This is a genomic window from Mycobacterium sp. IDUB_24 (genome assembly GCF_055419385.1).
The window spans coordinates 23720-43412 of the sequence record NZ_JBVAXO010000007.1; the positions used below are offsets into that span (position 1 = coordinate 23720).

Annotated in this window: 20 protein-coding genes; 9 read left to right on the forward strand and 11 right to left on the reverse strand. The window is 65.1% G+C overall.

What is annotated here, in order from left to right; all coding sequences use genetic code 11:
• The first annotated feature begins 109 nt into the window (after window positions 1–109).
• Entirely contained in the window at window positions 110–871 is a 762-nt protein-coding gene (locus ACZYZF_RS22690) for a phthiotriol/phenolphthiotriol dimycocerosates methyltransferase (RefSeq protein ID WP_463747224.1), read from the forward strand.
• A gap of 29 nt (window positions 872–900) precedes the next feature.
• Here ACZYZF_RS22690 and ACZYZF_RS22695 read toward each other — a convergent pair whose 3' ends face one another.
• Window positions 901–1806: an IclR family transcriptional regulator gene (locus ACZYZF_RS22695; RefSeq protein WP_463746941.1), complete on the reverse strand. Its 906-nt coding sequence runs from the start codon at window positions 1804–1806 to the stop codon at window positions 901–903.
• Window positions 1807–1907: 101 nt separating this feature from the next.
• On the opposite strand from ACZYZF_RS22695, the gene ACZYZF_RS22700 reads away from it, so the two are divergent.
• From ACZYZF_RS22700 to ACZYZF_RS22715, 4 genes are read left to right on the forward strand one after another with little or no spacing between them, the layout of a single operon-like run.
• Complete coding sequence (locus ACZYZF_RS22700) at window positions 1908–3035, forward strand: hypothetical protein (protein ID WP_463746942.1); 1128 nt, start codon at window positions 1908–1910, stop codon at window positions 3033–3035.
• Window positions 3036–3038: 3 nt separating this feature from the next.
• Window positions 3039–3821: an SDR family oxidoreductase gene (locus tag ACZYZF_RS22705; protein ID WP_463746943.1), complete on the forward strand. Its 783-nt coding sequence runs from the start codon at window positions 3039–3041 to the stop codon at window positions 3819–3821.
• A complete protein-coding gene (locus tag ACZYZF_RS22710; protein WP_463746944.1) occupies window positions 3818–4963 on the forward strand; it encodes a sulfotransferase family protein in 1146 nt (381 codons plus the stop codon). Before ACZYZF_RS22705 ends, ACZYZF_RS22710 begins: the two co-directional genes overlap by 4 nt.
• A gap of 15 nt (window positions 4964–4978) precedes the next feature.
• Complete coding sequence (locus ACZYZF_RS22715) at window positions 4979–6019, forward strand: TIGR03617 family F420-dependent LLM class oxidoreductase (protein WP_463746945.1); 1041 nt, start codon at window positions 4979–4981, stop codon at window positions 6017–6019.
• A gap of 49 nt (window positions 6020–6068) precedes the next feature.
• Here ACZYZF_RS22715 and ACZYZF_RS22720 read toward each other — a convergent pair whose 3' ends face one another.
• The 3 genes from ACZYZF_RS22720 to ACZYZF_RS22730 form a co-directional block, all read right to left on the reverse strand.
• Window positions 6069–6548 (reverse strand): hypothetical protein, encoded by a 480-nt coding sequence (locus ACZYZF_RS22720; RefSeq protein WP_463746946.1) that lies wholly within the window; start codon window positions 6546–6548, stop codon window positions 6069–6071.
• On the reverse strand, window positions 6548–7711 hold the full coding sequence (locus ACZYZF_RS22725; RefSeq protein ID WP_463836883.1) for a Rieske 2Fe-2S domain-containing protein: 1164 nt from the start codon (window positions 7709–7711) through the stop codon (window positions 6548–6550). The genes ACZYZF_RS22720 and ACZYZF_RS22725 overlap by 1 nt, the downstream gene beginning before the upstream one ends.
• A gap of 108 nt (window positions 7712–7819) precedes the next feature.
• The gene (locus tag ACZYZF_RS22730) at window positions 7820–8455 is read right to left on the reverse strand and encodes a hypothetical protein (protein WP_463746948.1); all 636 of its coding nucleotides are present in this window, start codon (window positions 8453–8455) and stop codon (window positions 7820–7822) included.
• A 61-nt stretch (window positions 8456–8516) separates the two neighbouring features.
• On the opposite strand from ACZYZF_RS22730, the gene ACZYZF_RS22735 reads away from it, so the two are divergent.
• Entirely contained in the window at window positions 8517–9041 is a 525-nt protein-coding gene (locus tag ACZYZF_RS22735; RefSeq protein ID WP_463747225.1) for a gamma carbonic anhydrase family protein, read from the forward strand.
• Between the two features lie 76 nt (window positions 9042–9117).
• On the opposite strand, the gene ACZYZF_RS22740 is transcribed toward ACZYZF_RS22735, so the two are convergent.
• Genes ACZYZF_RS22740 through ACZYZF_RS22760 form a run of 5 tightly spaced genes read right to left on the reverse strand, consistent with a single transcriptional unit; the run spans window position 9118 to window position 13671 of the window.
• Window positions 9118–9537, reverse strand: a complete 420-nt coding sequence (locus tag ACZYZF_RS22740; RefSeq protein ID WP_463836884.1) for a nuclear transport factor 2 family protein — start codon at window positions 9535–9537, stop codon at window positions 9118–9120.
• A 1-nt stretch (window position 9538) separates the two neighbouring features.
• Window positions 9539–10417 carry a TIGR03619 family F420-dependent LLM class oxidoreductase gene (locus ACZYZF_RS22745; RefSeq protein ID WP_463837117.1) on the reverse strand — a complete coding sequence of 293 codons (879 nt, stop codon included), beginning with the start codon at window positions 10415–10417 and terminating at the stop codon, window positions 9539–9541.
• Between the two features lie 2 nt (window positions 10418–10419).
• Complete coding sequence (locus tag ACZYZF_RS22750; RefSeq protein ID WP_463836885.1) at window positions 10420–11595, reverse strand: thiolase domain-containing protein; 1176 nt, start codon at window positions 11593–11595, stop codon at window positions 10420–10422.
• Window positions 11595–12656, reverse strand: a complete 1062-nt coding sequence (locus tag ACZYZF_RS22755; RefSeq protein ID WP_463836886.1) for a thiolase domain-containing protein — start codon at window positions 12654–12656, stop codon at window positions 11595–11597. Before ACZYZF_RS22755 ends, ACZYZF_RS22750 begins: the two co-directional genes overlap by 1 nt.
• 13 nt (window positions 12657–12669) lie before the next feature.
• Window positions 12670–13671 (reverse strand): Zn-ribbon domain-containing OB-fold protein, encoded by a 1002-nt coding sequence (locus ACZYZF_RS22760; protein WP_463836887.1) that lies wholly within the window; start codon window positions 13669–13671, stop codon window positions 12670–12672.
• Window positions 13672–13729: 58 nt separating this feature from the next.
• Between ACZYZF_RS22760 and ACZYZF_RS22765 the strand changes: the two genes are divergently transcribed.
• From ACZYZF_RS22765 to ACZYZF_RS22775, 3 genes are all read left to right on the forward strand, one after another.
• Window positions 13730–14761 carry an LLM class F420-dependent oxidoreductase gene (locus ACZYZF_RS22765; protein WP_463836888.1) on the forward strand — a complete coding sequence of 344 codons (1032 nt, stop codon included), beginning with the start codon at window positions 13730–13732 and terminating at the stop codon, window positions 14759–14761.
• A 117-nt stretch (window positions 14762–14878) separates the two neighbouring features.
• Window positions 14879–15586 carry an acetoacetate decarboxylase family protein gene (locus tag ACZYZF_RS22770; RefSeq protein WP_463747227.1) on the forward strand — a complete coding sequence of 236 codons (708 nt, stop codon included), beginning with the start codon at window positions 14879–14881 and terminating at the stop codon, window positions 15584–15586.
• Window positions 15583–16788, forward strand: coding sequence for a cytochrome P450 (locus ACZYZF_RS22775; RefSeq protein ID WP_463836889.1), 1206 nt, complete (start codon window positions 15583–15585; stop codon window positions 16786–16788). The genes ACZYZF_RS22770 and ACZYZF_RS22775 overlap by 4 nt, the downstream gene beginning before the upstream one ends.
• 678 nt (window positions 16789–17466) lie before the next feature.
• Here the strand turns inward: ACZYZF_RS22775 and ACZYZF_RS22780 are convergent.
• On the reverse strand, window positions 17467–18747 hold the full coding sequence (locus ACZYZF_RS22780) for a sensor histidine kinase (protein WP_463746955.1): 1281 nt from the start codon (window positions 18745–18747) through the stop codon (window positions 17467–17469).
• 113 nt (window positions 18748–18860) lie between these two features.
• Entirely contained in the window at window positions 18861–19661 is an 801-nt protein-coding gene (locus tag ACZYZF_RS22785) for a crotonase/enoyl-CoA hydratase family protein (protein WP_463746956.1), read from the reverse strand.
• Window positions 19662–19693: the final 32 nt, after the last annotated feature.

Consider the following 19693-nt stretch of genomic DNA (forward strand, 5'->3'; position numbering starts at 1 on the left):
TTTCGTATCCAGCAAACTGTCGTGTTTGGGAGAATCAGCTATGACGCTCAAAGACCGGCTCTACATCGGCCGGCTCTACAATCCCATCGGCTGGAAGCTTCTTCCCACGATGACCAGGTACAGCTATCCCTGGATGACCCGCCGACTCTCGGCCCACGACGTCGTGATGATGAACAACGGCTACGAAGAGGACCCTCCTATGGGGTTGAAGCTGGAAGAGTCCGACGAACCCAGCCGCTACCCCCTCCAGCTTTACCACGCCACTGCCACGCAAGCGGGCGACCTCACCGGTAAGCGAGTGCTGGAGGTCGGTTGCGGCCACGGCGGCGGCGCCTCCTACCTCACCCGCACGTATCGGCCCGCCTCCTATACAGGGTTGGACCTGAACTCTGCCGGCATCGAGTTCTGCCGCAAACGCCATCAGATACCCGACCTGGACTTCGTCAGCGGGAACGCTGAAGACCTGCCATTCCCCGATGAATCATTCGACGCTGTGATCAATGTCGAGTCTTCGCACTGCTACCCGCATCTCAACGTTTTCCTGGATGAGGTGGCGCGCGTGTTGACCCCGGGAGGGCATTTCCTCTACACGGATTCCCGACCGAAGGAACTGCTCGACGACTGGGACGCGGCGCTGGCCAAGACGCGCCTACAGATGATCTCGCAACGCGACATCAGACTCGAGGTGATGCGCGGGATGCAGACCCGATGGGAGCTGGCCGGTATGAGCAAGGGCGACCAGCTCGCACTGAAGCAGCTGTTCGGGCTACGCGACGACATGGACATGAAGAACGGGAAGGTCTACCACGAATTGGAAACGGAGGGCTTCGCGTACCGGATCTATCTCTTCATCAAACCTCCCGCGGACTGATACGCCTGGCCCCTGAGGCTGCAGTCAACTCAGTGCGTCGGCTTGGTCCCGCCGAGTTGGCTGGTCAATGCGTCGGCCGTCGCGACCAGTGCGCGGGCCCGATCGCTGATCCCCTTATCCGTCAATGCGGTTCCGATATGCAGTGACACCGCCATCACCTGGCGCTGATAGTGGTCGAACACCGGCGCGGAGATGACGCTGATGTCATGCGGCGTTCGGCCGTTCGGTCCCTCGTCACGCAGATACACCCGCTCACCGATATCGGACACCAACTCACTCAGCAACGCACGCAGTTCGTCGGGCAGGTTGGTCGACATCCCCGCCATCAGCGCATAGAGCCGGCGGCCCCCCGGTGTGAGGCGTTCCACCAGATATCCATCGGCGCGGCAGCTTTCGATCACCCGGTGCAGTCGGGCGGATTCGGTGCGCAGCGGAATGGTCGGCACCTTGGCCAGCCAGGCGCGCAGCGCGTCGTCGTCCCACAGCACGAACATCAGACCGACGGGCGGCGCGAACGGATAGCTCTGCCCCACCCGCACTCCGGGGTCCCGCCCCGGCGGGCCGACCAGCTCCAGCACGGTGATCCGGTCGTCGACGACGGCGGTGAGGCCCGCGGAGGTGTCGAAAGTGGCTGACAGCGCGAGCAGTTCGGCACGGGCCGCCGGGTTGACGCGCATCGACTCCTGCGCAGCGTGGCCGAGCGAGATCAGGCTCGGCCCAAGGCGGTACGTCTTGTCTTCGCCATCACGGATCAGGTAGCCCGATTCCGTGAGTGTGCTCAGGATGCCCAGGCAAGTCGGCTTGCTCAGCCCGACCTGACGGGTGAGCTCGGAGAGCCCGAACCGCTCCTGCGGATGGCGGGACAGAAAATCCAGGATGGCCACCACCCGGGCAGTGGGTGGTGAGGCACGGCCGGCGGGCTCGGCTTCGGGCATCTGACCTCCACGGGCGTTGACTCGAATTGGAACGCGTTCTAGTGTCAGGTAGGAAACTCTACCACTGCGGTCCAATATTGGACCGAGAGAGCGGGGGTCGCATGTACTCGCAACCATTGGCCGACGCCATCGCCGAGGCCGAAGCCCTGGTCACAGCAGCGCCGTTCATCGAATCCGAGGCGGATCTCACCGAGGGTCTGCAGTACCTGGCCGGCTGTATCGCGGCCTGCACTCACGTCGCGTTCGACTACGACCGCGACCACCCGTTCCTGCACAGCGGAACCGGGCCGTTCACCAAGATGGGCCTGGACAATCCCGACACCATGTACTTCGGCACCCGGGTTCAACCCGGCCACGAGTACGTCGTCACCGGAAAGCGGGGCACCACCACCGACGTCAGCTTCCAGCTGCTCGGCGGGGAGTACACCGACGAGAACGTGCCCGACAGCGAGACCGCATTCGATGATCGCAAGCTCGACATCGCCGCAGACGGCACCTTCGAATGGCGGTTCACCCCGGCTACGCCCTCGCAGCTGGTGATCCGCGAGGTCTACAACGACTGGTCGGCGCAGCGCGGCACCTTCGCGATCTCGCGTACCGACACCGCCGGCACCGCGCCGGCGCCACTGACCCCTGCACTCATCGAGAAGCGTTACGCCACTGCGGGTAAGCAACTTGTGCAGCGAGTCAAGACGTGGCTGCAGTTCCCGAAGTGGTTCTACGACAACCTGCCCGTCAACGCGCTGACCGCACCACGCCTCACCCCCGGCGGGCTTGCCACCCAGTACTCGTCGGTCGGGCACTACGACATGACGCCGGACCAGGCGATGATCATCACGCTGCCGGTCTCGGACGCGCCCTACCTGGGCTTCCAGCTGGGGAGCCTCTGGTACATCTCTCTGGACTACATCAACCACCAGACCTCACTGAACGGCACGCAGGCGCAAGCCGACCCGGATGGCAAGATCCGGATCGTGGTGTCCGAGAACAATCCCGGCGTTACCAACTGGTGTGAGACGCTGGGCCATACCAAGGGTTATCTGCAATTCCGCTGGCAGCGGGTCTCGCGCGAGTTGAGCGCCGCGGACGGCCCGACTGCGGAGCTGGTGGACATCGGTTCCGTGGCCGAGAAGCTGCCGTACTACGAGAGCAACAAGATTTCCGACGACGATTGGCGAGCGCGGATCGCGCTGCGTCAGAAGCTTATTGGCGAAAGGATGGTGGGCTGACCGATGGCCGGACTGCTGGATGGCAAGGTAGTGGTGATCAGTGGCGTCGGACCCGGGCTCGGGACGACTCTGGCCCGCCGATGTGCGGAGAACGGCGCCGACCTCGTGTTGGCCGCCCGCACGGTGGAGCGGCTCGAGGACGTCGCCAAAGAGGTGACGGCACTGGGCCGTCGCGCGCTCGCGGTGGGCACCGACATCACCGACGAGGAGCAGGTCGCCAACGTGGTGGCCCGCACGATGGAGGAGTACGGCAAGGCTGACGTGTTGATCAACAACGCGTTCCGGGTGCCGTCCATGAAGCCGTTCGCGAACACCACTTTCGAGCACATGCGGGATGCGATCGAGCTGACCGTGTTCGGCGCGCTGCGCATGACCCAAGGCTTCGCTCCGGCCCTGGAAACCGCCAACGGCTCGGTGGTGAACGTGAATTCGATGGTCGTGCGGCACTCGCAGGCCAAGTACGGCGCCTACAAGATGGCCAAGTCGGCCCTGCTGGCCATGTCGCAGACCCTGTCCACCGAGCTGGGGGAGAAGGGTATCCGGGTCAACTCGGTGCTGCCCGGCTACATCTGGGGTGAAACTCTGGAGGGCTACTTCAACCACCAGGCGCAGAAGTACGGCACCACCGTCGACGAGATCTACAAGGCGTCGGCGGCCGGGTCCGACCTCAAGCGGCTGCCGACCGAGGACGAAGTGGCCTCGGCCATCCTGTTCATGGCTAGCGATCTGTCCAGCGGTATCACTGGCCAGGCCCTCGATGTGAACTGCGGGGAGTACAAGGCATGACCCCACGCACAAATGTCGGCACCGTCGAGGATCTGCATGCCTCGGCGGTAAAGGCCTGCGGACTCGATGATTTCGGGGCCGACGACGACAACTATCGGGAAGCACTCGGGGTGCTGCTGGAGTCCTATCAGCGTGACGCCGATCTGACCGAGCTCGGCAGCAAGATGCAGCGCTTCTTCACCCGGAATGCGCTGGTGGCCCGTCTCGTCTCGGAGGCTGCGTTCAAGCAGTATCCGCAGCACGTCGATGTGCCCATCGAGCGGCCGATCTTCGTCACCGGCCTGCCGCGCACCGGGACCACGGTGATCCACCGGTTGCTGACCGCGGATCCCATGCATCAGGGTTTGGAGATGTGGCTGGCGGAGTTCCCGCAGCCGCGGCCGCCGCGCGAAACCTGGCCGGACAACCCGGTCTTCAGTGCGCTCGATGCCCGGTTCAAGCAGGCGCACGAGGAGAACCCGGACTACACCGGGCTGCATTTCATGACCGCAGACGAGGTCGAGGAATGCTGGCAGTTGTTGCGCCAGTCGTTGCACTCGGTGTCTTACGAAACGCTGGCCCACGTACCGACCTACTCCCAGTGGCTGGCCCGTCAGGACTGGTCCAAGCCGTATGCCCGGCACCGGAAGAATCTGCAGTTGATCGGCCTCAACGAGCCCGAGAAGCGTTGGGTACTAAAGAATCCCAGTCACCTGTTCGCCCTGGATGCGCTGTTCGCAACGTACCCGGACGCACTGGTGGTCCAGTGCCACCGCCCGGCAGAGACCATCATGGCCTCGATGTGCTCACTGGCCCAGCACACAACCGCCGGGTGGTCCAATACGTTCACCGGGAACGTCATCGGCGAAGACTCCATGGAAACCTGGTCGCGCGGACTGGAGTTGTTCAATGCCGAACGGGCCAAGCATGATCCGGCGCAGTTCTGCGATGTGGACTATTTCGAGTTCGTCGAGGACCCGATCGGTGCGGTCGAAGGCATCTACCGCACGTTCGGTCTGGACTTCACCGACGCCGCGCGGCAGGCCATGGTCGACAGTCACAACGCCAGCAAGCAAGGGCCGCGTGCACCGAAGCACACCTACTCACTGGCCGACTACGGGTTGACCGCTGAGACGGTCAAGGAGCGGTTCAAGGGGCTGTAGGGTCAAACCCCTGAGATGAAGGTCTATCTGGCGCTCGACCCGCGGATGCCGCTGACCGCCACCGCGGACTACGCGCGGCGGGCCGAGCGCCTGGGCTGTGACGGCCTGCACGTCGCTGAGACCGTGCACGACTCCCTGGTAGTCGCGCTGCTGGCGTTGGAGCACACCTCGCGCATCACCGTGCGTACCGCCGTGACACTGGCATTCGTGCGCAGCCCCACACTGACGGCGTACACGGCGTGGGATCTCTCGGTGCTGTCCGGCGGACGATTCGAGCTGGGCCTCGGCACGCAGATCAAGCAGAACATCGCCGACCGTTACGGCATGCCGTGGACCGATCCGATTACCCGGCTCCGGGATTATGTGGGTGCGCTGGACGCCCTGTTCGACGCGTTCCGCACCGGGGACACAGTGTGTTTCGAGAGTGAGAACTACCGGCTGACCCGGATGCAGCCCTACTTCAATCCCGGCCCGAGTGACGCGGTCCGCCCGCCGATCTGGCTGGGTGCGGTCAACGCCGGAATGTGCGAACTCGCCGGCGGCGTCGCGCGCGGGATCGTCACGCACTCGACCAACTCGGACCCCGGCTACCTGCGTGACGTGGTGCGCCCGGCATTGGCACGGGGCGCCGAGGCTTCCGGCAGGGCAGACACACCGCTCGTCATGGCCTCGACGGCCATCGCCACCGGCCGCACCGACGAGGCGGTGGCCACGGAACGGGAACGGCAGCGCCGGATGCTGGCATTCCTGTACTCGACGCCGGCCTATGCGACCGGTCTGGTCTGGCGCGGCCTGGCTGAACTGCCGGATCAGCTGCGGTCGTTGGTGCGTACCGAGCTGTGGGACGAATTGCCCTCGGTGCTGACCGATTCCATTCTCGACGAGCTGTTGGTGTGCGGGCGCCATGATGAATTGCCCGCGATGTTGAAGGTGAGATTCGGCGATGTCGCCGACGGCATCGTGCTGCCGCCGTTGGGCGATGGGGACGACGACGAGTCGCTGGGTGCCTGTGTGGAGGAGTTGCGGCGGGGGAGTGCCGCACCGAGATTGCACTGAGGGACAGAAATCACGCTTCTGCTGTCCCTGACTGCAGTTTGGATGTGAACTAGCCGTCGCCCGGGGACGGTGCCGAGGACACTTCCTCCAGGCACCCTTCGGCGACAGCGTGCTTGATGCTGTCGGTCAATCGCGGGCATGACCGGGCCCGGGCCGGATCTCCGCCGGCGGAGCGGATCTCCTCGAACGTCGCGCAGCGCCGGACCGCCTCCGAAGACCACTGCACGGAAGTGTGTTCCGCGCTGAGCTTTTTCACCTGAACCGCCACGTGGCAGAACCGGCAGTCCACCGAAACCAGGCCTGAGGTCAGGTAGCGCTCGCGGTCGCGTGCGCTGGACTCGCGGACCGCGGCGGCGCGTTGCGGATCGGACGCGAAATCCGGGGCCTTGGACCATGTTCCGGCGGGCGAACCGCCGGTGCCGCCGCCATGATGATGATCGTCATCGTCGTGCGCGCCGTGCAGAAGCAGCATCGAGCGGGCCAGGTCGTCAACATCTGGCGCCTGGCTCCGCTCGTTGCGTGGTGTCATCAGCTGGACTGCAGTGTTTCTGTCTCGGCCGACTTCTCTTCGGCTTTGAGCCTCAGGTTCTCTTGAACCTCGTCGGCCCACTTCTCGTTGGCCGCGGTGGTGTCGATCTCCATCTCGAAACGGTCGGTCATGTCCGGCGTCACATCGGCGACGTCGACGTAGAACTGCTGGTACCAACGACGCATCTGGTAGACAGCGCCGTCCTCCTCGACCAGCAGGGGGTTGTCGATGCGGGTCTTGTGCTTCCAGATCTCGACGTCCTGCATGAAGCCCTGGCTGACGCCTTCGGTCATCGCGTTGGCCAGCTTCTGGGTGGTCTTGTCGTCCATGCCCTTTGGCTTTTCGACGATGACACCCCACTGCAGCATGAATGCGTCCTGGCTGACCGGGTAGTGGCAGTTGATCAGGATCGACTCGGCCTTGTAGCCGCTGTAGTTGTTGTGCAGCCAGTTGATCATGAACGACGGCCCGAAGTAGGAGGCCTCGGAATCCAGGTGCGACTCACCGTATTGGGTGCCCATGCCGCCGATGTCCTGACGGCCCACGTTGTGCAGGTACTGCGACGCGATGTGTCCCTCGAAGACGTTCTTGAAGTACGTCGGCAGGCCGAAGTGGATGTAGAAGAAGTGCGCCATGTCGGTGACGTTGTCGATGATCTCGCGGCAGTTGCTGCCCTCGATCAGCATCGAGTTCCACTGCCACTCGGTCCACTCGTCGCTGTGGGCCTCGGGGATCTCGGGGACCCGGACCTCGGGCTGCGGGTCGTTGCCCTCATGGTCGTGCCAGACGAACAGCAGGCCACCACGCACGTCGGTGTGCCAGGCCCGGGTGCGGGCCAGGCGGGGGGTGCGCTTGGCGTAGGGAACGAGCTTGCACTTGCCGTCACCGCCCCAGCGCCAGTCGTGGAACGGGCAGGCCACGGTGTCGCCCTTGATGGTTCCTTGCGACAGATCGCCGCCCATGTGCCGGCAGTAGCCATCAAGAACTTTGAGGGACCCTTCCGAGTCCGCGAACACCACCAGCTTGGTGCCGAATATCTCGACAGAGTGCGGCTGACCGTCAAGGAAGTTCTTGACCGGTCCCAGGCAGTGCCAACCCCGCGCATAGCGGTCTGGCAGGGCGCCGGTGTCGATCTCTCTGATGCCGGCATGTTCGGTAGTCACGGTGGGCCTCCCGTATCGGTGCTCTCTAACTAGAACACGTTACAGTTTTTTCTGCCCTTCTGGCAATAATTGAGGCGTGACCTGGGGCATACCCGTCGTGAACGGGTGTTACTCACGCTCCGGAAGGCCGATTCGCAGAGCTATCTGTTGCATTCGTCCCACGCTTGCCACCGTCTGAGGCGGCACCGGGTCGTCCGGGTTGCTGTCGAACTCGAGGCGCACCACCGCACGGCCCTGGGTGTACATCAACAGCGTCACCGCCTTCGAGCCGTCGGGTGCGGTCCCCGAGATGACGGTGCCGTTCGAACCCACCGGCACCGGTTGCGGCTGCCCGCCGGTCACCATCGTGCTGACGGCCGCAGAGGCCTGCTTGAGCGTTGCCGAGGCGGTCGCGGCATCCGGGTAGATCAGGATCGTGTCGGCGATCGCCCTGGTGTCGTCGGCATTGACGAACAACGCGCTGGCTCCCGACTGACCATCGGGGTTGACGTTGCTCGACCGCGCGGTGAACGTGTCCGGCGGAATGCTGACATCCTCGGCCTGAAGCAGCAGGTGGCTGTAGTCGGATACCTCCGATTTCGACGACTTCGGCGTTGCCGACGAGGCCGAGGAGGACGGCGTGGCCACCCATGGCGTACTCGGTGAATCGGCGGCCGGCGAGCACGCTGCCGCCGTGCCGACGATGGCCGTGGCAAGGCCGAGGGTGAGCAGGAACTTGGGGCGGTTGGTTGTCGTGAGCGACATAGTTACTGTTCAGGCTACGCGTCGTCGCGCTGACGCCGGTTTCCTGCGGTATATGTGGACGATGCCGCTGTATTCGTTCGAGGGCCGTTCGCCCGTGGTCGACCCAAGCGCTTTCGTGGCCCCTACGGCGACTTTGATCGGCAACGTGACCGTCGAGGCGGGCGCCTCGGTGTGGTTCAACACCGTGCTGCGGGGCGACTTCGCGCCGATCGTCATCCGTGAGGGCGCCAACGTGCAGGACGGCTCGGTGCTGCACGCGCCACCGGGAATTCCCGTCGACATCGGGCCCGGCGCAACCGTCGCCCACATGTGCGTGGTGCACGGCGCACACGTGGGCGAGGAGGCACTGATCGCCAACCACTGCACGGTGCTCGACGGCGCGATCATCGGCCGACGAAGCCTGATCGCGGCGCATTCGCTGGTGGTGGGTGGCACGAAGATCCCCGACGAGGTGTTGGTCACCGGCGCGCCCGCGAAGATCCGTGGACCCATCGCGGGGACCGGCGCACAGACCTGGGTGCAGAGCAACCCGGCGGCGTACCGGGAACTGGCCCAGCGTTATCTCGCCGGCCTCGCCGAGCTCTGATATTCCGCCGAAACGGCATTCCGACAGGTCTCTACTCGCACTTCGTCTGCTGGAATGCCGTTTCGGCAGAAGTTGGTCAGCTTTCGATCTTCTCGGCGCTCGCGCGGTCCACTTCCCAGAAGGCCCGCAGCGCGACCATCTGGCCTTCGTCGTTCACACGGTAGGTGAACACACCCGGGGTGGTGATCCGGTGCCCGCCCATGGTGGTGACGATGCTGCCGACGTTGGCTTCTTCATTGCCGCACTGGAACGTGTCGACGAATTTGAACTCGAGGTTGTCGGTCGGGGCGATGGCCTTGTCCCAGAACGTCGCGATGGCTTCCTTGCCCTGATGGCCGTTGCCTTCGGGGTCGAAGAACGACGGCCCGATGGGGTCCTGGACGATCGCATCGTCGGCGAAATTGTCCAGCCAGGCCTGCTTGTCCCGAGCGGCGACCGCCTCCCGGGATCGTTTGCCTGCCAGGTGTGCCGGGTGCTGAGGATCGGTGACGGCCATCTCAGTCCTGCCAGCCGGAGTGGATGTAGGTATCGGCGAACCGCTTGAGTGAATCCTGCTTCTTGTTCAACGGCGCATCGAAGCCCAGACCTTCGAGCATCCACGGGATCACGATGTTGTCGGTGATGCCCGCTGCGGCAAGTTCCCGGTGTCCGGCGAGGTCGAACTTGTCGATGCACACCGCCTGGAACTCGAAAGGCTCATCGGCCCGGCCGTATTCGGCCCGCAGCTTGTTGATCGCCGTCACCGTCTCACCCAGCTGCGCACACGTCATCATCGCGCTGGTCCAGCCGTCACCCACGCGGGCGGCTCGCTTGAGCGCCACCGATGTGTGCCCGCCGACGTAGAACGGCACCGGCGCCGACGGGGCCGGGCTCATCTGCAGCCGTTCGAAATCGTAGAACTCACCGTGGAACTCGACCATGCCGCCGCCGAGCACGAGCTTGAGCACCTCGATCATCTCGTCGACGCGCGCCCCACGCTTGGCGAATGGAACCCCGCACCACTCGAATTCCTCTGGGGCCCAGCCGATACCGACGCCGAACCCGAACCGGTTATTGGTCAGGTTGGCCACCGAGCCGACCTGGCGGGCCAGCAGCAGCGGGTTTCGTGAGCCGAGCTTCATCACGTTGGTGTAGAACCGCAGCGTCGAGGTCGCCGCACCCATGGAGGCCGCGGCGATCAGCGGGTCCACCCACGGGGTCTCGGCATTCCACATCCGAGACCCGTCCGGGGTGTACGGATAGTCCGCAGCCTGCTTCTCCATGTAGAACAGCGAGTCGGGCAGCGCGATCGAATCGAACCCGACTTCCTCTGCGGTGCGGGCCAATCCGGTCAGGTGCTCGAGCGGGCCCATGGCCACGCTGAGCGTGTACTTCATGCTCATGACGCCGGTTTGTCTGCGGAGACGACCCACATGGAGTAGTACTGCGCGCCACCGCCATAGGCGTGGCCCAGTGCCTTGCTGGCGCCCTCGACCTGGTGGTCGCCGGCCTTGCCCATCACCTGGATTGCCGATTCGGCGAACCGGATCATGCCGGATGCGCCGATCGGGTTGCTGCTCAACACACCTCCGGATGCGTTGAACGGGATCTTCCCGCCGATCGCGGTCTCGCCGGCCTCGGTGAGCTTCCAGCCCTCACCCTCGGCGGCAAAACCGAGGTTCTCCAACCACATCGGCTCGAACCACGAGAACGGTACGTACACCTCGGCCACGTCGATCTCGTCGATCGGGCTGGTGATGCCGGCATCGCGCCACAACGCCGCGGCCGCATCGCGACCGGCCTGCGGGTTGACCTGGTCCCGGCCGGAGTAGGCCAGGGGCTCGGTGCGCAGTGCCGTGGCGTGGATCCAGGCGACCGGATGTCCCTCGGCCACCCGGGCGTCTGCGGAGGCTTCGTCACCGATCACCATGGCGGCGGCACCATCGGAGGAGGGGCAGGTCTCGTCGAAACGGATCGGATCCCACAGCATCTGCGAGGCCATCACCTTCTCCAAGGTGATGTCGGGCTGGTGCAGATGAGCCAACGGGTTCTTCGCACCGTTGAGGCGGTCCTTGACCGCCACCATCGCGCCGATGTGATCGGGCGCGCCGGAGCGGCGGATGTAGGCGCGCACGTGCGGTGCGAAGTATCCGCCCGCGCCGGCGCCGACGGGCTTGGTGAACGGCACCGGAATGCTCAACGCCCACATGGCATTCGATTCCGACTGCTTCTCCCAGGCCATGGTCAGCACCCGACGGTACTTGCCCGACTTCACCAGGCTGGCCGCCACGATCGAGGTGGACCCGCCCACCGAGCCGGCGGTGTGCACCCGGATCAGCGGCTTGTTGGTCGCGCCGGTGGCGTCGGCCATGAACAACTCGGGCATCATCACGCCCTCGAAGAAATCCGGCGCCTTACCGACCACGACGGCGTCGATGTCGGCCATCGTCGCGCCGGCATCTGCCAATGCTCTGTCGATGGCCTCGCGCACCAGGCCGTTCATCGACACGTCGTGACGCTTGGCCACGTACTTGGTCTGCCCGGTGCCCAGCACCGCAGCGAGATTCTTAGCCATTACTTGCCCTCCAAGACCGCGACCAGATTCTGTTGCAACGCAGCACCGCTCGTGGCGTGCGCCAGCACGCGGCCGGCCGAGCCGGAGAAGATGTGCTGCGCGGCGAAACCGATGCGCTCCAGGCCGGCCGAGAACATCGGGTTGGCCGCCAGGGCGCCGCCCGACGGATTGATCTTCGTCGACGAGCCCAGCCCGATGGCCTCGGTGAGGATCAACTGCTGGTGGGTGAACGGGGCGTAGAGCTCGGCCACCTCGATCGAGCCGGCGTCGCCGCCGGTCGCGGCCTGTGCCGATGCGCTGGTCGAGGTCGAGACGGTGAGATCGCGGGCGCCCAGCACCGGGGTCTCGATGCGGTGCTCGAAACCGGTGATCCAGGCCGGGTTCTCGCGCAGCTCGCGGGCCCGGTCGCCGGCGGCCAGCACAATGGCCGAGGCTCCGTCGGCGATCGGGGCGATGTCGTGGCGGCGCAGCGGTTCGGCAAAGTAGGGACGATCGAGCAGCTCGGCGATGGACGACGCGGGTTCCACCGAATCGGTGCGGCCGGCCGCGGCGAACGAGTCCAGGGCCACCTGGGCCATCTGCTCGGCAGTCCATTTACCGGAGTCCAGGCCGAACCGGGCCTGCAGTCCGGCCAGCGACACTGCATCCGGCCACAGCGGTGCGACGGTGTAGGGGTCGGTCTGCAGAGCCAGCACCCGGCGCAGCACACCCGCCGAAGACTTGCCGAAGCCGTAGACCAGCGCGGTGTCAACCTCGCCGGTGAGGATCTTGATGTAGGCCTCGTACAGCGCCCAAGCGGCGTCCATCTCGACGTGCGATTCGTTGATCGGCGGCACAGCGCCGATCGAGTCGATCGCCGAGATGAACGAGAATGCCCGGCCGGCAAGGTAATCGGAGGAGCCGGAGCACCAGAAACCGATATCGGTCTGCTGCAGGCCGAGCTCTGCGTAGAGGCTGGCAAAACACGGCATCAACATCTCGACGCCGTTGGTGGTGCCGTCAGTGCGGCGCACATGCGGGGCATGAGCGAAACCGACGACAGCGACATCACGAAGAGTCATATGGGGGTTCCCTTTACAGGTGGTGCTTGTAGCTGTCGTAGTCGGCGTCGGGCTCACCCGTCGGCCGGAAATGCGAGATGTTGTCGATACCGAGCCCCCATTCCTCCTGGGGCTTCCACACGGCTTCGACCCGCATGCCCATCCGCACTTCGGAAGCGTCGATGTCGGTCACCAGATGAAGGAACGGAATGTCGGCGCCGTCGAGCAGTACGTAGGCCGCGACGTAGGGCGGCTTGATGCGCTGGCCCGCGAACGGGATGTTGATGATCGCGAACGTGGTGACGGTGCCCTGGTCCGGCAGCTCGACGTACTCGGTGAGCTCCTTGCCGGTGGCCGGGTCCGCCTCCTTGGGCGGGAAGTACACCTTGCCCTTTTCACCGTTCACGCCGGAAGTGCGCGCGCCCAGCAGCTTGCCGTCTCGCAGGCCCCGCAGGTAGGCGCTCTCGGGTAGCGATGCGGTGTGTTGGATCTCGATGGCCGATGGGGTCACCAGCATGGTCACCGGATCACGATCGTCGGCGGCCGGCGGAACGTCTTCGGGAGTCTCGCCGGGCACGAAGTACGCGATGTCGGTGATGGCGCCTACCGGCTCGTCGACCCAGTGCACGTGCACCCGGGCGCCGGTGCTGAGGTCGCCTTCCTTGACGTCCACCGCATGCAGCAGCGGTGTGTCGGCACCGTCGAGCTTGATCAACGCCCAGGCGAATGCCCGGTCCAAGGGCTGGCCCTCGAGCGGCTCGGGCTGCCAGGTCCAGGACACCACGGTCCCGACACTGGACACCGGAACCACCTCGGTCAGGGCCTCGTAAGTGACCGGGTCATACTCAGCGGGTGGCACGTGCACGCGTCCGTCCGACCCGCGCACGCCGACGATCCGGCGCTCACGCAGGGCAGTGAAGAACTGGCTGAGCAGTGGGCCCACTGAACGGGTGTAGTCAAACGACAGTTTCAGTGGCGCGGAAAGTGGCGGCTCACGGTGATCTGTCGAGGCCGGGCGGCTTTGGCTGGCTGTCACACATCGAGTAGAACAGGTTCTAAGAATCGTCGCAAGGACGAGTGGGAAGGCAATCTAAATGAAGCTCGGTTTGCAACTCGGATACTGGGGCGCGCAGCCGCCGACCAACCACGCCGAACTTGTCGCCGCCGCCGAGGAAGCGGACTTCGACACTGTCTTCACCGCCGAAGCCTGGGGTTCGGACGCCTACACGCCCCTGGCCTGGTGGGGCCGGGAAACCACCCGCATGCGACTGGGGACCTCGGTCATCCAGATGTCGGCCCGCACACCGACCGCGTGCGCGATGGCCGCACTCACGCTGGATCACCTGTCCGGTGGCCGCCACATCCTCGGGCTGGGCGTATCCGGTCCGCAGGTGGTGGAGGGGTGGTATGGCGCGAAATTCCCGAAGCCGCTGGCCCGCACCCGCGAGTACATCGACATTCTGCGTCAGGTGTGGGCGCGCGAGGCCCCGGTGCGCAGCGACGGCCCGCACTACCCGCTGCCGCTGACCGGCGAGGGCACCACCGGCCTGGGCAAGAACCTCAAGCCGATCACCCATCCGCTGCGCGCCGACATCCCGGTGATGCTGGGCGCCGAGGGTCCCAAGAACGTCGCGATGGCCGCCGAGATCGCCGACGGCTGGCTGCCGATCTTCTACTCGCCGCGCATCGCCGGTATGTACAACGAGTGGCTCGATGAGGGCTTCGCCCGACCCGGCGCGCGGCGCACCCGGGAGACCTTCGAGATCTGTGCCACCGCTCAGGTCGTGGTCACCGACGACCGGCCGGCGATCATGGAGCTGATGAAGCCGCACCTCGCGCTGTACATGGGCGGGATGGGTTCTGAGGACACCAACTTCCACGCCGAGGTGTACCGCCGGATGGGATATGCGGAGGTCGTCGACGACGTCACCAAACTCTTCCGCAACGACCGCAAAGAGGAAGCCGCCAAGATCATCCCCGACGAGCTGGTCGATGACTCCGCGATCGTCGGAAACCTCGACTACGTCAAGGACCAGATCAAGGCCTGGGAGGCCTCCGGCGTCACGATGATGGTCGTCGGTGCCCGTTCCGTCGAGCAGATCAAAGATCTCGCCGCCTTGGTCTGAGTCTGAGTAGACACTTTGTTGCAACCTGTCTACTCGAGGTTCTAGATTTATGGCGTGAGTCACAGCGCGCCCTCTTCCGGGCCTTCGCAACACACCGTTGCCGGCACCGTACTGACCATGCCGGTGCAGATCCGCACGGCCGAACAGCACATGGCGATGTTCTCGGTGGACGCCGCTGCTGCGCAGCGGATGATCGACTACAGCGGTCTGCAGGTCTACCGGCACCGGCCGCACCGCGCGCTCGTCGTGCTGATGCTGATGCACTACATCGACGGTGATCTGGGCCCGTATCTGGAGTACGGCACCAACGTGATGGTGAACCGGCCCGGATCTCAGGACAGCGGTTTGCGCGGTCTGGGGTCGGCCGGCGCCTTGGTGCATCATCTTCCGGTCGACGGGGAGTTCACGTTGCAGGCCGGCCGACAGATTTGGGGCTATCCGAAGGTCTTGGCGGACTTCACCGTTCGCGGTGCGGACAATGGCGCCGGGGTTCGTGACGGTAGGCCGTTCAGCTTCGATGTCAGCATCGACGGCAAGCCGGCGGTGGGCATGGATTTCAAACCTGGGCTCCCGATTCCATCCCGGTTCACCGCCAAACCGCAGGTGCAGTCCACTTTCTCCCACCTCGACGGCGTCCTGCGCGAAACCGAAGGCCAGATGCGGCTTTCCGGTGTGCGGTACCGCCCGGGCGGGGTCACGGTGCGGCTGGGAGAGCACCCGTACGCCAAAGAGCTCGCGGCCCTGGGCCTGCCCAAACGGGCGATGTTGTCCAGTTCGGTCCGCAATGTGCAGATGACGTTTGCTGATGCCAAGGAGATTTCGTGACCCAAGTACTGCTCAAGCCTGATGTCGACCTCACCAACGGCAATTTTTATGCCGACGGTGGCGCGCGGGAGGCCTACCGATGGATGCGGGCCAACGAGCCGGTGTTCCGCGACCGCAACGGGTTGGCCGCGGCCGCCACGTATGCGGCGGTGATCGATGCCGAGCGTAATCCCGAGCTGTTCTCCAACGCCGGTGGAATCCGTCCCGATCAGCCCGGCATGCCCTACATGATCGACATGGACGATCCGGCACATGTGTTGCGCCGCAAGCTGGTCAACTCCGGCTTCACCCGCAAGCGCGTGACGGACAAGGTGCCGTCGATCGTGAACCTGTGCGACACCCTGATCGACGCGGTGTGTGAACGCGGGGAATGCGATTTCGTCCGCGACATTGCCGCACCTCTGCCGATGGCGGTGATCGGTGACATGCTCGGTGTGCTGCCCACTGAGCGCGAGATGCTGCTGAAGTGGTCGGATGACCTGGTCTGCGGGCTGAGTTCACATCTCGACGAGACGGCCGTCAACATGCTGATGGAGACGTTTGCCGCCTACACCGCGTTCACCATGGATGTGATCGCCAAGCGCCGCGCCGAGCCGACCGATGACCTGTTCTCGATCCTGGTGAATGCCGAGGTCGAGGGACAGAAGATGAGTGACGACGAGATCGTCATGGAGACGCTCCTGATCCTCATCGGCGGCGACGAGACCACGCGGCACACGCTCTCGGGCGGGGCCGATCAGCTACTGCGCCACCGTGATCAGTGGGATCGTCTGGTAGCTGATCAGTCCCTGCTGCCCGGCGCGATCGAGGAAACGCTGCGCTGGACCTCACCGGTCAAGAACATGTGCCGCACCCTGACCGCCGACACCACCTTCCACGGAACCGAGTTGAAGGCCGGCGAGAAGATCATGCTGATGTTCGAGTCGGCGAATTTCGACGAGGCGGTGTTCGGAGATCCGGACGATTTCCGGATCGATCGAAACCCCAACAGCCATCTGGCTTTCGGCTTCGGGACGCATTTCTGCCTGGGCAATCAGCTGGCTCGCCTGGAACTGCGCCTGATGCTCGAACGGCTGCTCGAACGACTGCCCGATCTGAGGTTGGCCGACGACAACCAGTTGCCGTTGCGTCCGGCCAACTTCGTCAGCGGTCCGGAATCGATGCCGGTCGTGTTCACCCCGAGCGCTCCGGTGGGGGCATAGCGGTCTGCGTCGGGGGCTTCAGCTTCAGGGCTGGTACCGAGGATTCCAGCCACTATTGAGCAGCAATCCTCGATTTAGAGCTCTGCGCAGACGCGGCACCGGCCCCTCGGGCATGTCAGCCGGCTGTGTACTCCTGTGCGTTGGTTAAGCATCCGCTGTGTAACGCCTTCACGGGTTTCGTATAGCTGGCCTAATTAGATAGGCTCGCGATATCGGGGGATGTGACGCGACGACTAGAGGAGTGCATGAGATGGCACGACATTTACCTGGGCGAAGTGTGTTGAGCGGAGTAGTGCTGGGTGGGGCGCTTTTGGCCGGCGCCATCGGAGTGGCCGGTCAGGCCAACGCGGCGCCGACACCGGGAATGACCCCGGCGCCGGCAAGCGTTCAGGTTGCGGGATCGGTCCCGCTGTCCTCGATGCCCGCTCCGCCGTTGCGGCCGTGGGGCCCGCCACCACCACCTCCGCCGCCATTCTGGGGACCGCCTCCGCCGCCACCGTTCTGGGGGCCGCCACCTCCACCGTTCTGGGGGCCGCCTCCGCCGCCACCCGGACATTGGGGGCCGCCGCCGGGACACTGGAGGCCACGGCCCGGGCACTGGCGCTAGCAGTGCGTCGACCGCCTGAAGCTGAGGCCCTGCTCGAAACATCGGGCAGGGCCTCAGTTTTGCGTACGGAACTACTTCAGCTGAAAGTTGGGCGGCCGCTTGACCGCCAATGCTCTGTTCGCATCGGAGGTGCACTTCGCGGGCACCGAAATCGACACGGTGGTTCCGGGTGGGCTCGCGACCACGAATGTGCCGCCCGCGGCCAGCACCTTGGCGCAGATCGAGGCGAACCCGATGTGGCCATCTTCGACGCTTTGGGCCAGACGCTCCGGCGGAATGCCGATGCCGTCGTCGGTGATGCCCAGTGCGGCCTGAATACCGTTGTACCCCAAGATGAACCGCAGATTATCGGCCTGTGCGTGCTTGATGGCATTCGTCGAGAATTCGCGGGCCGCACTGTAGATCAGGTGATCGGCGTCGGTGCGCAAGTCGTCGGGCCAGCTGCTGGCGTCCAACTGGACCGCGAGGCTGGTGCGCGTCGCGATTCCGTCGGCAAGTGAGGTCATTGCCGCTTTGAGGCCGGCCCGGGCCAACACCTCGGGGTGCAGTTCACGGACCACGTCACGCAGCAGCCGGGAGGACTCCGCCAACGCGAAGTCGACGCGGTCCATCCCGTCGACCGATCCGTCCCGGACCTCCTCCATATCGCGCCGCGCCACCAGCACGTACTGGAGCGCGCCATCGTGCAGGCGTTCGGAAAGCGATTGGCGTTCGCGCTTCTCCAGGCTGATCACTTCTTCGAGCAGGCGAGTCCGCTCCAGGGCGAGGCCGGCGATGGTCCTCGTTCTCGATTGCTGAATCCGCGACAACGCGACCGACCCGGCGGCCAAGCCGAACAGCACGGCGGTCCGTGCCAGGATCGACCCCCAGGGCTCATTGCCGTTGGCAGCCTTGTCGACCCAGCTCACTGCGAAGAAAGTGACCACCGTGGGGACCGCGATCGTGGCGCTGACGACCGGGTCGAGCTGTGCTGCCGCGATCAGTGGGATCAGGAACAGCCCGTGCTGTACCACGTCGGAGGTCCAGGTCTCTGCCGAACTGATCCCTGTCTCCGTTGAAATGATCGCTACCGCAAGGAGATCCACGCACAGCATGAGCAGCGCCACCGACCGCCGGGTTCCCCCGCCCAACCGATCGGCAGAGCGCAGCTCCCACCAGCTCCACGCCGCGACCGCCGCGACATATCCGGCGAAGATCGCCCGGTGCAGCCACAGGTTCGAGTGCGGAGGCTGCGACAGCAGGGCCGCACCGATGAACATCGCCATGAGTATTCGCAGGGCGAGTTGCAGTAACAGGCCATGGCGTACCGAGGTATCGGCGGTCGGCGCAGACGCCTCATCGCGTTCAGACATGCCCGGCTCCCGTCCCGGCAAGTTGGCACGAGTATAGGACTGCTCAGTGCCGCGACGAGGACAGTTGGCGACGAAACCACGACGGTGACGGTCTGTGCCGGCCGCCCCGCGAATCAGCGCATCTGGAACTTGGGCGCGCGCTTCTCCTTGAAAGCCAGCGGGCCTTCCTTGGCGTCCTGGGACAGGAACACCGGGATGCCGTTGGCGGTGTCGGGCTTGAACGCCTCGTTCTCGTGCATGCCCTCGGTCTCGCGGATGGTCTTGAGGATGGCCTGCACGGCCAGCGGGCCGTTGTTGTTGATCACCTCGGCGATCTCCAGGGCCTTGTCCAGCGCGGTGCCATCGGGAACGACGTGACCGATCAAGCCGTACTCCAGGGCCTGGGCGGCGGTGATGTGCCGCCCGGTCAGCAGCATGTCGCAGGCGATCGTGTACGGAATCTGGCGCACCAGGCGCACCGCCGAGCCACCCATGGGGTAGAGGCTCCACTTGGCCTCGGAAATGCCGAACTTGGCGCTCTCACCGGCCACGCGGATATCGGTGCCCTGCAGGATCTCGGTGCCGCCGGCGATGGCCGGACCCTCCACTGCGGCGATCAGCGGCTTGGTCAGCCGGCGACCCTTGAGCAGGCCGTCGATCCGTGACGGGTCGTAGCTGCCGTCCTTGAACGAATCGCCCGGCGGCTTCTTGGTCGCGCCCTTGAGGTCCATGCCGGCGCAGAAGTACCCGCCGGCGCCGGTGAGGATGCAGGTACGGATCTCCGGATCGCTGTCGACGCGGTCCCAGGCCTCGACCATGATCGAGAGCATCTCGGTGGAAAGCGCGTTGCGCGCCTCCGGCCGGTTCAGCGTCAGGATCAGGGTGTGTCCGCGCTGCTCAATGAGGGCGTCGGGCCCTTTTTCGGTCTCGCTCACGAGTGCCAGCCTCTCTGCAATTTCAACCCAGA

What these genes read in the sequence shown, in the direction of transcription:
- ACZYZF_RS22780 (WP_463746955.1), bottom strand. Translation starts at nt 18,747, where the DNA reads ATGTCTGAACGCGATGAGGCGTCTGCGCCGACCGCCGATACCTCGGTA.
- ACZYZF_RS22705 (WP_463746943.1), top strand. Translation starts at nt 3,039, where the DNA reads ATGGCCGGACTGCTGGATGGCAAGGTAGTGGTGATCAGTGGCGTCGGA.
- ACZYZF_RS22745 (WP_463837117.1), bottom strand. Translation starts at nt 10,417, where the DNA reads ATGAAGTACACGCTCAGCGTGGCCATGGGCCCGCTCGAGCACCTGACC.
- ACZYZF_RS22735 (WP_463747225.1), top strand. Translation starts at nt 8,517, where the DNA reads ATGCCGCTGTATTCGTTCGAGGGCCGTTCGCCCGTGGTCGACCCAAGC.
- ACZYZF_RS22770 (WP_463747227.1), top strand. Translation starts at nt 14,879, where the DNA reads ATGCCGGTGCAGATCCGCACGGCCGAACAGCACATGGCGATGTTCTCG.
- ACZYZF_RS22715 (WP_463746945.1), top strand. Translation starts at nt 4,979, where the DNA reads ATGAAGGTCTATCTGGCGCTCGACCCGCGGATGCCGCTGACCGCCACC.
- ACZYZF_RS22730 (WP_463746948.1), bottom strand. Translation starts at nt 8,455, where the DNA reads ATGTCGCTCACGACAACCAACCGCCCCAAGTTCCTGCTCACCCTCGGC.
- ACZYZF_RS22690 (WP_463747224.1), top strand. Translation starts at nt 110, where the DNA reads ATGACCAGGTACAGCTATCCCTGGATGACCCGCCGACTCTCGGCCCAC.
- ACZYZF_RS22695 (WP_463746941.1), bottom strand. Translation starts at nt 1,806, where the DNA reads ATGCCCGAAGCCGAGCCCGCCGGCCGTGCCTCACCACCCACTGCCCGG.
- ACZYZF_RS22765 (WP_463836888.1), top strand. Translation starts at nt 13,730, where the DNA reads ATGAAGCTCGGTTTGCAACTCGGATACTGGGGCGCGCAGCCGCCGACC.
- ACZYZF_RS22755 (WP_463836886.1), bottom strand. Translation starts at nt 12,656, where the DNA reads ATGACTCTTCGTGATGTCGCTGTCGTCGGTTTCGCTCATGCCCCGCAT.
- ACZYZF_RS22710 (WP_463746944.1), top strand. Translation starts at nt 3,818, where the DNA reads ATGACCCCACGCACAAATGTCGGCACCGTCGAGGATCTGCATGCCTCG.
- ACZYZF_RS22750 (WP_463836885.1), bottom strand. Translation starts at nt 11,595, where the DNA reads ATGGCTAAGAATCTCGCTGCGGTGCTGGGCACCGGGCAGACCAAGTAC.
- ACZYZF_RS22740 (WP_463836884.1), bottom strand. Translation starts at nt 9,537, where the DNA reads ATGGCCGTCACCGATCCTCAGCACCCGGCACACCTGGCAGGCAAACGA.
- ACZYZF_RS22700 (WP_463746942.1), top strand. Translation starts at nt 1,908, where the DNA reads ATGTACTCGCAACCATTGGCCGACGCCATCGCCGAGGCCGAAGCCCTG.
- ACZYZF_RS22720 (WP_463746946.1), bottom strand. Translation starts at nt 6,548, where the DNA reads ATGACACCACGCAACGAGCGGAGCCAGGCGCCAGATGTTGACGACCTG.